General features: G+C 55.8%; 15 protein-coding genes. All 15 read right to left on the reverse strand.

Annotated elements, in window-relative coordinates; translation table 11 throughout:
* Nucleotides 1-43 precede the first annotated feature (43 nt).
* Nucleotides 44-637 (reverse strand): 30S ribosomal protein S4, encoded by a 594-nt coding sequence (rpsD, locus tag TRESADRAFT_RS08515; RefSeq protein WP_002704788.1) that lies wholly within the window; start codon nucleotides 635-637, stop codon nucleotides 44-46.
* 162 nt (nucleotides 638-799) lie between these two features.
* Entirely contained in the window at nucleotides 800-1,300 is a 501-nt protein-coding gene (gene fliJ / locus TRESADRAFT_RS08520) for a flagellar export protein FliJ (protein WP_002704790.1), read from the reverse strand.
* Nucleotides 1,301-1,312: 12 nt separating this feature from the next.
* Nucleotides 1,313-2,773 carry a FliI/YscN family ATPase gene (locus tag TRESADRAFT_RS08525; protein WP_002704792.1) on the reverse strand — a complete coding sequence of 487 codons (1,461 nt, stop codon included), beginning with the start codon at nucleotides 2,771-2,773 and terminating at the stop codon, nucleotides 1,313-1,315.
* 4 nt (nucleotides 2,774-2,777) lie between these two features.
* Nucleotides 2,778-3,713 (reverse strand): flagellar assembly protein FliH, encoded by a 936-nt coding sequence (fliH, locus tag TRESADRAFT_RS08530; protein ID WP_002704795.1) that lies wholly within the window; start codon nucleotides 3,711-3,713, stop codon nucleotides 2,778-2,780.
* A gap of 162 nt (nucleotides 3,714-3,875) precedes the next feature.
* Complete coding sequence (gene fliG, locus TRESADRAFT_RS08535; protein ID WP_002704797.1) at nucleotides 3,876-4,937, reverse strand: flagellar motor switch protein FliG; 1,062 nt, start codon at nucleotides 4,935-4,937, stop codon at nucleotides 3,876-3,878.
* Nucleotides 4,938-4,939: 2 nt separating this feature from the next.
* Nucleotides 4,940-5,302 carry a hypothetical protein gene (locus tag TRESADRAFT_RS08540; protein ID WP_002704799.1) on the reverse strand — a complete coding sequence of 121 codons (363 nt, stop codon included), beginning with the start codon at nucleotides 5,300-5,302 and terminating at the stop codon, nucleotides 4,940-4,942.
* Nucleotides 5,302-7,011: a flagellar basal-body MS-ring/collar protein FliF gene (fliF, locus tag TRESADRAFT_RS08545; protein ID WP_002704801.1), complete on the reverse strand. Its 1,710-nt coding sequence runs from the start codon at nucleotides 7,009-7,011 to the stop codon at nucleotides 5,302-5,304. Before fliF ends, TRESADRAFT_RS08540 begins: the two co-directional genes overlap by 1 nt.
* 36 nt (nucleotides 7,012-7,047) lie before the next feature.
* Nucleotides 7,048-7,404 carry a flagellar hook-basal body complex protein FliE gene (gene fliE / locus TRESADRAFT_RS08550; protein WP_002704804.1) on the reverse strand — a complete coding sequence of 119 codons (357 nt, stop codon included), beginning with the start codon at nucleotides 7,402-7,404 and terminating at the stop codon, nucleotides 7,048-7,050.
* 43 nt (nucleotides 7,405-7,447) lie between these two features.
* Nucleotides 7,448-7,909 carry a flagellar basal body rod protein FlgC gene (gene flgC / locus TRESADRAFT_RS08555; protein ID WP_002704806.1) on the reverse strand — a complete coding sequence of 154 codons (462 nt, stop codon included), beginning with the start codon at nucleotides 7,907-7,909 and terminating at the stop codon, nucleotides 7,448-7,450.
* 25 nt (nucleotides 7,910-7,934) lie between these two features.
* Nucleotides 7,935-8,348, reverse strand: coding sequence for a flagellar basal body rod protein FlgB (gene flgB, locus TRESADRAFT_RS08560; RefSeq protein WP_002704808.1), 414 nt, complete (start codon nucleotides 8,346-8,348; stop codon nucleotides 7,935-7,937).
* 39 nt (nucleotides 8,349-8,387) lie between these two features.
* Nucleotides 8,388-9,740 (reverse strand): MATE family efflux transporter, encoded by a 1,353-nt coding sequence (locus TRESADRAFT_RS08565; RefSeq protein ID WP_217169700.1) that lies wholly within the window; start codon nucleotides 9,738-9,740, stop codon nucleotides 8,388-8,390.
* A gap of 24 nt (nucleotides 9,741-9,764) precedes the next feature.
* On the reverse strand, nucleotides 9,765-11,189 hold the full coding sequence (argH, locus tag TRESADRAFT_RS08570) for an argininosuccinate lyase (protein WP_002704812.1): 1,425 nt from the start codon (nucleotides 11,187-11,189) through the stop codon (nucleotides 9,765-9,767).
* 228 nt (nucleotides 11,190-11,417) lie between these two features.
* The gene (locus TRESADRAFT_RS08575) at nucleotides 11,418-12,221 is read right to left on the reverse strand and encodes a hypothetical protein (protein WP_002704814.1); all 804 of its coding nucleotides are present in this window, start codon (nucleotides 12,219-12,221) and stop codon (nucleotides 11,418-11,420) included.
* A gap of 41 nt (nucleotides 12,222-12,262) precedes the next feature.
* Nucleotides 12,263-14,023 (reverse strand): DNA repair protein RecN, encoded by a 1,761-nt coding sequence (recN, locus tag TRESADRAFT_RS08580; RefSeq protein ID WP_002704817.1) that lies wholly within the window; start codon nucleotides 14,021-14,023, stop codon nucleotides 12,263-12,265.
* Entirely contained in the window at nucleotides 14,016-14,873 is an 858-nt protein-coding gene (locus tag TRESADRAFT_RS08585; RefSeq protein WP_002704819.1) for an NAD(+)/NADH kinase, read from the reverse strand. Before TRESADRAFT_RS08585 ends, recN begins: the two co-directional genes overlap by 8 nt.
* Nucleotides 14,874-14,884: the final 11 nt, after the last annotated feature.

Here is a 14,884-nt window from a genome sequence, read left to right on the forward strand (position 1 = left end):
AGAAGAACTTTTCTGGAACCAAACGGTATCCTGAAGAAGCCTATTACTTAGAGTAGTACTCGACGACCATCTGATCGTTGATTTCTACCGGAATCTCAGCGCGCTGCGGAAGGCGTGTGAGTTTTCCGCAGAAGTTGTCGTCGTCGCGCTCGAGGTACGGAAGGCGGGCTTTGCTGTCAGAAAGGAAAGCCTTCTTGAACTGCTCGCTTGAGCGTGCCTTCTCGGTCAAAGAAATCGTAGAACCGACCTTCACTGCGTAAGACGGGATGTTGACGGATTTTCCATCGACGAGGATGTGCTTGTGGCTGACCATCTGGCGAGCCATGCGGATTGACGAAGCAAGGCCGAGCCTGTAAACGAGGTTGTCGAGGCGTGTCTCGAGGGAAACCAAGAGCGCAACACCAGTCATTTCCTTTGACTTTGTAGCCTGCTCGAAATAGCGGCGGAGCTGGTTCTCGAGGATGTTGTAGTAAGCCTTGACCTTCTGCTTCTCGATGAGGTGAAGACCGTAATCAGATGTCTTCTTTGTCTTCTTGAAAGCTGGGTCGCCTGCCCTGTCCAACGCCTTTGGGTTTCCACATACGTTTACACCAAGTCTCCTGCATTCCTTGAAACGCGGATTTCTTCTAGTAGCCATTTTCAAATGCTCCTTAAAAATTTTTTCACCAAGTCGGTTCTTGCAGCCGCGCGCGAACCTTAACATTGGCTTTCAATGACTGTTAGAGGGAAGCTAATCAGTACCGAATACTATATCAAAACGCCGGATTTGAATCAACAGCGGCAAAACTGCGCACGGAATCTAGAACAGCGAATCGCCGTCGGCGCCGGATGCGGCGATTTCCTCGTCTATGCAGCCGGAACCAATTATGTCGGAGGAATTTTTGAACCGGGATGTCACGATATCGTCTATGGCGTCATCCTCTTCCTTCTGCAGCTGCTTTTTCCATGCCATAACGCGGTGCTCCCGCAGGTTTTCCAGGACCTTCACCTTCTTCATCGCCTCCCGCATGACGGCGCGCTTCTCCTCGGTGACGAGCTTCGCCTTCGCCAACTCCGCCGCCATCTGGTCACGGCGCTGGTCGAGCAGCTTGAAATACTGGTTCACGCCGTAGAGGCTCCTGATATCCGTCATGCCGTCGGCTTCGTGCACGGAAGCGGCGCGGGCTTGGGCAATCATGTCCATCGTATCCTGAATTTTCCGCTCCTCGGAAACGGCCTTTCCGAGCTCCGTCTGCGCCTGATTCTTTTCGAACTCGCGCAAATCGAGTACTTTCTGGAGCGAAAACGAAAAACGCTTCATACTGCGCCCCTTCTACGAAAGGCTTTTCGAGATGCTCGCGAGGTCGGTGAGCGCAGCCTGCGAATTCGACTCGGCAACCTCCGCCTTCTTCCTGTTCCGAACCTGCTCCGCGACGCTTTTCCGTATCGACTGCGGGCTCTCGTCGAATTCCTCCTCGGGAATCTCTATCTCCGCGAGCGCGCCGAGCTTTCTGAACGTATCCTCGATCGGGCAATGCTCGTATTCCTCCTGCATGAGGAATTCCTCTATGGCGTTGTGCTTCGCGATTGCCTCGTCAACGTCGGGGCTTGAGCCGCTCTGGTACACGCCCGCCATTATCATCTCTCGGTTCTCCTCGTATATCGAGACGAGACGCGCGACCTTCGTCGCAGCCTTGAGCGTCATCTTTCCGCTGACGCGGCGGGCAAGACGGCTTATGCTTTTGAGGACATCGACGGCGGGATAGTGCTTGGCCTGCGCAAGCGCGCGCGAAAGCATTATATGTCCGTCAAGCGTTCCGCGGACTTTATCGGTAATCGGCTCGTCCAAATCGTCGCCGTCGACGAGAACATTGTAGAACGCGGTTATGGAACCTTTGTCGTTCGTTCCGGTGCGCTCAAGGAGTTTCGGAATCATGTCGAAAACGCTCGGGGGATATCCGCGCTGAGCCGGAGCCTCCCCGGTTGAAAGACCGATTTCGCGCTGCGCATGGGCAAAGCGCGTCATGTTGTCCATCATCAGCATGACATCCATTCCCTGGTCGCGGAAATATTCGGCAATCGCGGTCGTCGTATATGCAGCGCGCAGACGGTTGATGGAAGTCGTATCGCTTGTCGCGACGACGACGACGGAGCGCTTCATGCCCTCCTCGCCGAGGTCTCGGTTTATGAAGTCCATGACCTCGCGACCGCGTTCCCCGATAAGACCGATTACGTTTATGTCGGCATTCGTATTCCGGGCAATCATCGAAAGGAGCGTCGATTTTCCGACACCAGAACCCGCGAAAATTCCGAGGCGCTGCCCTTTTCCGCATGAAAGAAGCGAGTCGATGCAGCGCACGCCCGTCACAATTCTCCTGTCGACGGGAAGCCTCGTCATCGGATTCGGCGGCGACGCAAGAGCCGGATAATACTCGGACGTGTTGAGGTTTCCCTTTCCGTCGTACGGACGCCCCGTCGCGTCGATAACGCGCCCGATGAGCTTTCTGCCGACGGGAACCTGAAGGACGTGCCCGGTCGCAACGACCTCGCACCCGACCTCGATTCCCTCCGTCGAGTCGTACGCCATCAGCTTGACGATGTGCCCCTCAAGCCCGATAACCTCCGCCATGACAGTCTTGTTCTTTCCGATTCTGATGTTGCAGATTTCGCCAATCATGGAGCGGGGGCCGCGGCTTTCAATCATAAGCCCCTTTACGGCAGAGACGCTTCCCGTGTAATGGATGGTATCGGTCCGCTTGACTGCGTTCAGATATTTATTGAAGAACAATTCCATTCATTCACGCCTCGGAGACAACGGAATCTGACTTGACCATGCTTTTGACAGGGGAAATTTCCAGAATCTTCGTCTCAAGCTCAGAAAGCTGGCTCGTAATCCGCGCATCAATCGCGCCGAAGTCGGTCTCGACGATACAGCCGCCCTTATCGACGGTCGAATCCTCAAGAACGGTGATTCCCTTGACGTTCTCAACCTGCTTGATGAAATCCTGAATATGCTCGGTCGTGAGCTTGACGTCCGCAAGGTTCACGCGCAACGTAACGTCGCCGCGCCCCTTGACCTTCTTGAGCGCCTGCAGAACGTTCGCCATGACGACGCTCTTCTGGTTCTCCGAGATTATCTTTACGACCTTGCGCGTCATCAGGACGACAAGCTCGACAATCTGCTGCTCGGTCTCGCTGAGGATTTCCTCCCTGCGGGCCATGACGGACTCAAGAATCTTGTGCGTGCGCTCGACAAGGCGGGAAACCTCGTCGTAGCCGCTCTTGTATCCTTCCTCGCGCCCCTTGTCGTACCCTTCCTTGTAGGCGTTCTTGCTGACGTCATCCTGGTCGCTGGCGGCCTGCGCCTTTATCTTAGCCGCCTCCTCCTGCGCTTTCCTGATGATTTCCTTCGCCTCGTTCTCCGCATCGTTGCGTATAACCTGCGCCTGGTCAGTCTGGCGCTTCACTTCCGCGAACGCAGCTTCCTCGGCTTTCTTTATTATGTCGTCGGCCTCGTTCTGGGCGTCGAGGAGCATCTGCTGCTTCTCCGATTCCCACTGAACCTTGTATTCCTCCGCCTCCCGACGGAGATCGTCGGCAGTCGGCCCCGTATATTCGGGAACATCAACGACAGGCTCTTCCTCTACTGGAGTGTAGAATTCATGGACGAGCTTCAGCTGAAAGTCGCCCTCCTTTGCTTTGAGTTCAAAAGGTTGAAATAAATTTTTTGCCACGATTTTGCTCCGACTTCCCCGATTTTTCTATAAAAGGGAGCCTCCCGAAACACCCGCCTCCGGAGGCAACATTTAAAATGCGAGTCGGAAAACGCAGGCTTTCCGCGGCTTCCAACCCGACGGCACCCACGGAAATTCCGTGAACTGCCATAAACAAGAACATCAGACGACCATCTCGTCCTCGCCGGAACGGGCGATGACAATCTCGCCGGCCTCCTCCAGACGACGGATGGTCGAGACGATTTTCTGCTGAATTTCCTCGACATCCTTCAAGCGGACAGGCCCCATGAACTCCATCTCCTCGCGGAGCATCGAGCTTGAGCGCTTCGACATATTCTTGAATATCTTGTCCTGAACTTCCGTATCGACATTCTTGAGAGCCTTCGCAAGGTCGGCGTTGTCCACCTCGCGCAGAACTTTCTGAATCGAGCGGTCGTCGAGAAGGACGATATCCTCGAACACGAACATGCGCTTCTTGATTTCCTCCGCCAAATCCGGATCGTCCTCCTCCAAAGCCTCGATGATTGCCTTTTCGGAAGTGCGGTCGATGACGTTGAGGATATCGACGATTGCCTGCGTACCGCCGGCAGCGGTGTAGTCCTCGCTCGAAAGCGTCGAGAGCTTTTTCTCGAGGACGCGCTCTATCTCGCGGAGAACATCCGGCGACGTGCGGTCCATAGTCGCGAGGCGCTTGGAAACCTCAGGCTGAATCTCTGCCGGAAGGTTCTGGAGGATTGCCGCCGCCTTGACCGGCTCAAGATAAGCGAGGATAAGCGCTATCGTCTGCGGATACTCCTGCTGGATGAAGTTGAGGAGGTGCGCCGGATCCTGTCTTCTTATCGCGTCGAACGGGCGCACCTGAAGGCTCGACGTAAGCCTGTTGATGATGTCTATTGCCTTCTGGCTTCCGAGCGACTTTTCAAGAAGCTCGCGCGCGTAATCGATACCGCCGGTCGTGATGAAATTCTGGGCGTTCATAAGCTCCTGGAATTCCTCAAGAACCTGGTCCTTGAAATCCGCCTCGACGGTCTCCAACCTCGCTATCTCAAAAGTGAGGGCCTCAACCTCGTCCTCGCGAAGGTGCTTCATTATCTCCGACGAAACATCCGAGCCAAGTGAAACGAGGAAAATCGCGGCTTTTGTTCTGCCCGAGAGACTCTTATAATCCTTTACGCCGCCTTTCTTCCCGCCGCTTGACTTCGCAGCCCCTTTTGAATCCGCCATTGTCACTCCTCCCTCATCCAGGCACTCAACGCACTCGCAATCGAGTCAGGATTCTGATTTATGTATTCACGCAGTTTGCTGTTCTTTCCGCTCATGGAATTCATCTCCTCCGCTATTTCCTTGTCGGAGCGGACGGGAGCCGCTATTCCCCGCTTCACCCCGAAGCGGTTCGCCTCCTCAAGGACGCGAATCTCGCTTTCGATGCCGACCGTTCCGAGAAGGCCGACGGCATTGAACAGCTTCGCCTTCTCCTGCTCGGAAAGGAACGAAAGAACTTTGTCCGTGTTGAACGAACCAAGTTCCGTTATGAGAATCGCCGCCTTCTCAAGTCCCGAAAGCTCGGGAACCTTTATGAATTCGCTCATCAGTTGTTGTCATCCATGAGCCATGTCCTGATGAGCATAGCGACCTCGTCAGGATGCTCTTTCGCCATGGCAATCGCGTTCTCCTGAAGTTCCGCGCGCTTGCGCTCCTCCACCGACATCGTGACCTGCATGTCCGAATCCTTCGCTTCCCAAAGCGCCTTCTCGCGCTCCGCCTGCTGCCGCCTGAGGATTTCCTCCTCGCGGAGCCGCTTGCGCCTCTCGATTTCCCGGGAGATGAAGCGGAAGACGATGAACGCGATGAGGATGACGAGAATGCCGCCGAGGACAATCATTATCATCTTCTTCCTGTTCTGCTTCGCGAAGTATTCTTCCTCAAGCTTGTCGAACTCGTCGTCGCGGTCATGCTGGATGCTCGTAACCTCAACCCTGTCGCCGCGCAGCTTGTCGTAGCCGATGGCGCTCTGAACGTACTGCACCGCCTGCTCAAGCTCCTCGGCAGGAACGGGGGTGTACTTCCAGTCTATGTGCCCGTCCTCCGTTATGACGTAGCGGTGGTTCTTGTCGTACGACGCGCGCCATTTTCCGTCGATGTTGACGGCGACCGTTATGCGGCCCGGCTGCGAATGTATGATTTCGTGGCGCTGCTCCGTGTTGATTACGTTGTTCTGCGTGACGCCCGTCTGCTCGTACTCGCCGATAACGTTCGACATGTCGCTGTATGTCGGAGGATTGTTTCCCGCCGCGCCCGCAGGCCCGTTCGGATTGAATCCTGTTCCGGTGAATTTGTTCGTTATCGTCTGGCTCGAAAGCGGCAGATAATCGCGCGTCTCACGCGTGTTGTAAGGCTTCTCAGGGTCCTGCGGCGAAACCTCGACAGGCGTGTATATCGTCTTGTCGCTCACCGCCTCGGACATGTTCCACTCAATCGTGACCTGAAGGTCGCGCACGCGGTCAGCCTTGAATATCGACTGCAGCGCCTTGAGAACCTTCGCGCGCACGGTCATCTCGTGGTTGTTGCGGAGCTTCTGCTCGCGCTCCGCGAGGGAAAGCTTGTCGAGCGCGGCAAGCCCCTTGAAATCGTTCAGCACGACGCCGTCGATGCTCGCAATCGTTATGTAATCCTCCGTCAGCCCGACTATCGAATGGAGGAGGATTTTCTGAACGGTCTGGACTTTCTTGCTTCCCGGCGCCATATCGCACCCGGGCTTGAAAGTGAGGATGACGTTCGCGGAGACCGGCTTCTGCGTCTCCGTGAAAAGAGAATCCGGCGGGAACCCAATTTCCACGTCCGCGTTCGCGACATCCGCAAGCGCCTCGATATGGCGCTCGACGGACCGCTTTATGGCGAGGTTCTTGTTGTTCTCCCGCTCGAAATCGGTCATCGAATACTGGCCGACGTTGAGGAACGCCCACTGGCTAGTTCCCTTCGGAAGCAAATCCTCGTCCGCAAGGACGTTCATCATGCGAACGCGCGTCTGCTCATCGGGAACGATTATCTTTCCGTTGACGACGCTGTACTTTACGCCCGCCGAGTCGAGCCTGAACAGGATTGCATCGCGCTCATCCTGATTCGTTATCTCAGTGTTCAGAAGCGGCACGCCTGCCGGAGAGCGCGACGTATTCACCAAGAAAAAGACGACGACGCCGACCGCCACGACAATACCGATGAGAACAAGTTTCTGAACTATGGACCATTTGGACCACAATTCCTTAAATTTAGCTGCGGTTTTCTTGAACCATTCGTTCATCTATCCCTCCCGAGAACGAACAAAATACTTTTTGAATTAGCGGTTGGTTGAAAGCTCGTTCCAACCAGAAACGACACGGTCGATGACAGTCTGCGCGAGCGAGAGCGACATCTGCGCCTTCGCCATAGCCGTCGTAATCTCATGGACGTCGACAGAATCGGGGTCGGTTATGAACTGCTCCGTCTTCCTGTTCACATCGAGCTGCTGCTCGTTCATCTCGCCGACAGCCTTGACGAGGAAAGACTCGAAGCTTCCCTCCTTCACCTTCGACGGCTCGTCCGCCGCTTTTTCCTGTCCCGGAATTATATTCGAAATTCCGGCGACGCCGGCATGTGCCTGATTTGTCCTAAGCAGCGCCGGCGCGCTGACCATGTTCATGTTCGCCATCTGCATATATCAACTCTCCTCGATTATCAAAAAAAAACACGGAACCGGCTCAGCTCCGCCCGATGTCCAGCGCGGAGCCGAACATCTCCTTCGCCCCCTGAACGACAGTCGCGTTCGCCTCGTAGGCGCGCGATGCGGAGATAAGGTTCACCATCTCCTCGACGATGTTCACGTTCGGGTACTCGACATATCCCTTGTTCGGGCCGCTCTGTATCGCGTCGGGATGCTGCGGGTCGTAGACGAGCCGCCCCTGCGACGTGTCCTTCGATATGGTTTTCACGCGGACACCCTTTCCCGGGCCGTTGTCCATGTCTTCGTTCACGAAAGGAAGCCTCCACGTCGGGTTGTCGGACGCGACAGGCTCGAATATGACTTCCGATTTCTTGAACGCGCCGCCTTCCGGAGTCCGCGTCGTCGATGCGTTCGCGATATTGTTAGATATGACATCCGTGCGGAGGCGCTCCGCGCTCATTCCTGTCGCCGCTATGTTTATGGAAGTGAACATTCCCATACTAAAAACCTCTCTCAATCAAGCGCTATTTCTTCATCGCAGTGCGGAGCTGGCTGAACTCGAAATTCTCAAGCTGGGCAAGAAGCCTGTAGTTGAGCTGAATCTTCATGATGTTCATCGCCTCGCTCTCGGCATCGACGTTGCTTCCGTTCGCATTCGTGGAGCTCGACCAGTCGACGGTGCGCCTCGGCTGGACGTCGCGGAAATCGCGGACGGACGAAATCTGGATGTGCCTGTCGTCGTTCACCGCGAGCGTGAGCGATTTCTCGTCTTTCTCCGAGTCCAAAGCCTTCTTAAGCTCGCTCTCAAAATTAACCTCCTGACGCTTGAAGTTAGGAGTCTCGGCATTTGAGATATTGTTCGCCGTAACCTGATAGCGCAGCGAATTGACGCTCATCGCGCGCTGAAGCAAATCGACTGAACGGGTAAAAGTATTCATGTCTATATTCTCGGTATTTTTAAAAATTAAATTTAGAAATTATCTAGTGATATTTCTCAACCAACGGTATTTTTTATAGTAAATGAAAATCGCCGGAAGTTTAACCATCTCGTCGAGATTTATGATGAAGAAAACGAGAAGGACAGGCGCATGGAATACGAACGCCGCCAGAAGCCCAGCCGGAACGCACACCGCCCACATCGTCACCGAATCGCAAATCATGCTGAACTTCGCGTCGCCGCCCGCCGGGAAGATTCCGCAGTTCGTGGCGACGTTGCTCGATTTTCCGATCATGTTGTACGAGCACATGACGAGCATCCACTTCAGGTAATGCGCCGCCTCCGCGCTCATCGATACGATCGACAGGACGAACGGTATAAGGAGGACAATCACGATTCCCATTGCGGCTCCGACGCCAATCGCTATATGGCAAATCTTCGAGCCGTAGATTTTCGCACGCTCCAGATTCCCGCGGCCGAGCTCGTTCCCTATCATTATTCCGCCGCCCGCCGATATTCCCGAGCTGAGGCACGTGACGAGGTTCTTCACGATGTTCGATATCGAATTCGCGGCGACGGCATCGCTTCCGAGGTGCCCCATGATGACAGAATACATCGAGAACCCCACGCCCCAGACGATTTGGTTCACGAGGACGGGATACGAATAATGCCAGAAGTCGCGCCGAAGAACCGCGTCGACGCGGAGAAAATACGAAAGGCGGAGACGGACGCTCCCACGCCGCGCGTTCATGGCGACGGACCAGACAAGCTCGACGGTGCGCGAAACGACCGTCGCGAGCGCCGCTCCCTTTATCCCCATCCGCGGGAAGAAAAGCATCCCGTATATGAAGACCGCGTTCAGTACGATGTTCAGCACGACGGAGACGGACGTTATGACCGTCGCGGAAAGCGCGTGCTCCGAATTTTTTAGCACGCAGAGGAAAATCTGCGATACGCCCGCCATGAGGAACGTCGGCGAGACAGCCCTCAGATAGACGCACCCCTCGCGGATGAGCTCCTCGTCGGAAGTGTACGCCTTCATCAGAAGCTCCGGGAAGAACAGCGACGCAAACGAGAAAAGCGCGGAGACGAGCGCGGACGAGCGAAGGACGTACGCGAAAATTCTCTCGATAGAGCCGATGTCGTTCTTGCCCCAATACTGCGCCGCGAAAATCGACAGCCCCGAATTGAACGACAGCAGGAACATGTTCGCGATGAAGGCGACCTGCGTCGCAAGCGAGACCGCCGAAAGGGAAACCTGGTCGAGGCGCGCAAGCATGAGCGCATCCGACGCGTTCACCGCCGCCACCATGAACGACTGGAACGCAATCGGAACCATCAGCGAAAAAAGCTTCCTGTAGAACTCCCTCGGAGAATATTTTGAAAAATCCATGCTCATGGGAAAAATAACGCTCCGCTAGAACGACGAGCAGAATTCCTCGAGGGCGGCAATCTGCCTCTCAACCTGCGAGGGGCTGGGACCGCCCGTCGTCGTCCTCGCCTCCATGCACGCGCGCGGCGTTATGCGCTCGAAAATGTCATCCTCGAAAAGCTCTGATATGCCACGAAGCTCTTCTATAGAAAGCTCCTCTATCGCGGATTTCCCGGAATCGATTGCGAGCCGGACGCACCGCGCGGACACGCCGTGCGCGACGCGGAACGGAAGCCCCTTCCGCACGAGATAGTCGGCGACATCCGTTGCGTTGGCGAACCCGCCGAAACAGCTTTCCTCCATGCGCGGAACGTTCCAGCGCGCGCTCTCAACCATAGCCTCGAACACGACGACGTTCGACATGACCGTGTCGAGCGCCTCGAAAAGCGGCGCCTTGTCTTCCTGCATGTCGCGGTCGTAGGCAAGAGGAAGCCCCTTCACCATGACGAGAAGGTTTATGAGGTCGCCGTAGACTTTTCCCGTCCTGCCCCGTATCAGCTCGGCAAAATCCGGGTTCTTCTTCTGCGGCATTATCGACGAGCCGGTGGACCATTTCTCGCTCAGCTCGACGAAACCGAATTCCGTCGTTGACCAAAGGACGATTTCCTCGCACATGCGGGAGAGATGCCCCTGGAGGAGCGCGAAATCGGAGGTGAATTCGATGCAGTAGTCGCGGTCGGAGACGGAATCGAGCGAATTCTCCGTGACGCCGGAAAAACCGAGCTGCTCCGCGACGAATTCCCTGTCGAGCGGAAGCCCCGAGCCGGCAAGCGCCCCCGAGCCGAGCGGAGAAAGCGACACCCGCGAAAGCGAGCCTTCAAGCCTGTCGACGTCGCGCTTGAGCATCCACGCCCACGCGCACAGATGCTGCGCAAGCGTCCCCGGCTGGGCGTGCTGCATGTGCGTGTATCCCGTCAGGAGCGAATTCGTATGCTTCCCCGCGATTTTGCAGAGCGTTCCGATAAGGGAGACGATTTTTTTCTGGAGCTCGGGAATGACCCGCCTGAGATAGAGCCGCTCGTCGAGCGCAATCTGGTCGTTGCGGCTTCTTCCCGTGTGAAGCTTCCGCCCCGGGTCGCCGATTCTGTCGGTGAGCGTCGCCTCTATGAATGAATGGATATCCTCCGCCGAATAATCGACGGAAAGCGAGCCGGAAACGAGGTCATTCTCAATCGATTTCAGACCGTCCTCGATTGCCTTCCCCTCTTCCGCGGAAATTATCCCCTGCCTCGCGAGCATTGCTGCATGGGCAAGGGAGCCTTTTATATCGTCAAGCGCCATCCTCTCGTCAACGCGTATCGATGTCTCGAATTCGACGGCGGCGGCATCAGGCCCCTCGGCAAAACGACCGTGCCACAGCGCGGCGTGATTGTTGTCAGTGATTGTTCCATGCGGAGTGTTATCTTTCATAATGGAAGAGATTCTACATCATTTTTGCCGAATTGAGAAAGATGACGGCAAAAAGACCGGACAACCGCATTTTCAGGAAGCAGCCTGCTCATATTTATAGAGTTTGCCCTGTTCCTCGTAAAATAAAAGACAGCATTTTTCGTTGCGAAGCCGTTTTTCCATCGCTTCGCCCAGTGAAAATTTTATAATGCGTTTGCCCCACAAAAAGACGCGAATTTCCGCCGGCGCCTACGATGCGATGCCCTTCTTCTGGTCGGAATCAAGCTTGTCGCGCCAGACCTTCGCCTTCGTCTTCAGCTCCTCGGCTTCCTCAGGCTCTGAAAGCAGCATCGAAATGCGGCGGCTCGCGAGGACGTAATTTATCGCGAGGCGCATGTCGTCGATTCGGTGCGTCGAAAGCTCGTAGCGGTCGCGGTATTCCTTCGCGGACTGGTCGAGGAGACGCTTGACCATGCGTATATAGAAAACGGTCGTGTCGTAATTCTCAAGCGACGAGTCGAAGTAGACGCGGTTCGCCTCCTTCCAGTTCAGGAGATTCTTCATGACCGTGGAGAACCGCCCCTGAATCTCGACGAACGACCACTTCCATTTCGTGTTGTCGCCGAACGCGTCAATCAGCAGCCGTATCGCCAGCCCGAGCTTCCGCATAAGATAATACCGCTTGTCCAGCGAAACCTTCTCAATCTCGAGGATTTTCTCCTCGATGTCCGAATACTGGACGTCGACGAAATTCGTGACGACATCCTCAAGGTAGATTATCGCCTTGTAGAGGATTTTCCGCGCATCGTTCAGCGCGTCGTTGTTCTTGACGCCGAGAATATCCACGGAAAGGTTGTTTATGTTTATATAGAGCGTGACGATGTAAATCATGTCCTCGGCGAGCATGAGCTTCCTGTACGCGCTCCCCTCGGATTCCTTTGCGATAAGGGCGAGCATCTTCTTCTCGTTCGCCAGCGACTTGTCTATGGCATCCTTGTGGATTTGAGACCTTACCTTGAATTCTTCCCTCGTTTCCGCTGTGATTTTTCCCATTGTAACCCCGACATTCCTACAAAACTGCCCGAAACCGAATTTTATGCCACAGTCCCGTCACGGAACCTCGAAAGCATGGCGCGCGCGTGCTCCAAAGAGGCGGAGCTGTCCGAATCCCCCGAAAGCATGCGTGCGATTTCGGAAACGCGCGTCTCGCCGTCTATCGGAACGGCCGAAGTCTTGGTCATTCCGTCCGCGACGCCCTTGCTTATCTTGATTTGATTATCGGCATAAACGGCGATGCTCGCAAGATGAGTTATGCAAAGCACCTGCCGTCCGGCCGCGAGTTTTCTGAGATGCTCGCCAATCGAAAGCGCGACCTCACCGCCGATTCCGGTGTCAATCTCGTCGAAAACCATCGTCCCGACAGAATCAGAACCGGCGAGAATCGTCTTGAGCGAAAGCATCACGCGGCTGAGCTCTCCGCCCGAAGCAATCTTCGAAAGCGGCTGCATCGGCTGACCTGGATTCGCGCATATCATGAATTCGACGTCGTCCATTCCGTAAGCGCCCACCCGCTGCATCGTCTCCGTCTCCGCCTTGTCCCTGACATCGACCTTGAAGCGCGCGCTCGCCATCCCGAGCTTCGACAAGACGGACACGACGGCCGCCGACATTCTAGCCGCAGCCTCTTTCCGGAGCGACGACAACGCCTTCGCCTCGGAATAAACGCGCCCCTCAAGCTCGGAAATCTCGCCACGAAGGGAATCCTGGCTCGCGCTGTTCCCGTCAAGGTCATCGAGCTTCGCGCGCGCCTCTTCGAGATAGGAAAGAACTTCATCAAGCGGGGCAGAAGGAGACGACGCATACTTACGCTTGAGCGACGAAAGCAGCTGCTGCCTCTCCTGAACCTGCTCAAGCCTCGACGGATCGAAAACCAAGCCGCGCAAATATGAGGAAACCTCGTCGGCTATGTCGCCGAGCTCGTAGAAAACGCTGTCAATACGCTGCGAGAGCGCGCCCAACGCCTTGTCGAAAGACGCCGAATGGGAAGCGAACGCGCGCGCCTTTTTGAGCGACGACACGACGCCGTCAGAATCGTCCGACCCGCCAAGAATCGCCTCCACCGCGCTGACATCCGAATACAGCTTCTCGAACGACGAAAGCCGCGTCTCCTCCTCCAGAAGCTCCTCGTCCTCGCCGCGCGATATATTCGCGCTTGAAATCTCGTTGACAGCGAACGAAAGAAGCTCTATCCGCTGCTCCCTGTCCCTGCTGTCCGCGACAAGCTGCTCGAGGCGGCGCTTTTTCTCCGCAAGCTGCTGATACACCGCCGTGAATTCAGCCACACGCCCGGAAATTCCCGCATACGCATCGAGATATTTTCTGTGCTCGGAAACTTTCATTAGGTTCTGGTGCTCATGCTGACCGTGGATATCGACGAGGAAAGAGCTGAACGCGGAAAGCTCCGCGCGCGTGACGGCAGTGTCGCCGACAAAACAGCCGGATTTTCCGTTCGCCCTGACGAACCTGCGCACAAGGACACGCCCGTCCTCGGGGGTAATGCCGTGGGCAAGAAGCCACTCGCACGCCGAGGACGGCTCGCACTCGGGAGAATCGGCGTCGAATCCGTTGCGGACATTCCCGCAGTCAACAGTGAACGTCCCCGACACGGTCGCCTCCGACGCGCCCGGACGAACCAAATCGGCGCCGCTTTTCCCTCCGAGAAGGAACGTGAGCGCGCCGATAAGGAGCGATTTTCCCGCACCCGTCTCGCCGGAAAGCACTGTAAACCCATCGCCCAATTCTATAACAGCATTATCGATGAGCGCGAAATCCTTTATCGACAAATCCTCAAGCATTATTCTGCGGACCTCCGGACCAATTCAATTTTGAGCGCAGCGCATTATAGAATTTTTCCTTGGTGCATCCTATAAGCCGGGCGCGCTCGGGAATGCGCCGTATGCGAACCTTGTCACCGACATGCAAATCAATCGGAATCTGACCGTCAACCGAAATGATGACGCCCGACACGCGGGACGGAATTATCTCTATCACCAGCTCACCGTCGGGGCTCAGCACAATCGGGCGGCTCGACAGCGAAAACGCGTTTATAAGCGTCAGCACCATCGCGTCAAGGCCGGGGTCTATTATCGGGCCGCCGGCGCTTGCCGAATAGGCGGTCGAGCCGGTCGCCGTCGATATGATTATCCCGTCCGCCTTGAATTCCCCCAACGGGATGTCATCATACGAAACCGTATACGAAATCGTATGGGCGGCGTGCGCCGCGCTGACGACGATATCGTTCAGGCCGACGGAGCTGAGCCGCCTCGTCCCCCCGCGAATCAAATCCGCCTGAAGCATCGAGCGCTCCTCGATGACGGCATTCCCCGCAAGAAAGGAATCGAGCTCCGCGCGCCATTCATCCTTCTGGACGCTCGCGATGAAGCCGAACGAGCCGAAATTGACGGGAAAAACGGGAATTCCGAGCGACACGCATCCCCGCGCCGCAAAGAGAACGGTGCCGTCCCCGCCCATCGTAATAACGAAATCATACCCGTGGAACGGATACTGCTCCGAAAAACCATTGAAGACGAAGACGTCCGCCTGAATTCCCCGCGTCGCAAGATACGCCTCGACCGTCGCGCCGAGATTCTTGGATTCCTCCTTGAAGGAATTCACGACGATTAAGCACTTTTTGTATTTTTTCATAGAATCCTTTC

The sequence above is a fragment of the Treponema saccharophilum DSM 2985 genome (assembly GCF_000255555.1).
Lineage (GTDB): Bacteria > Spirochaetota > Spirochaetia > Treponematales > Treponemataceae > Treponema_D > Treponema_D saccharophilum.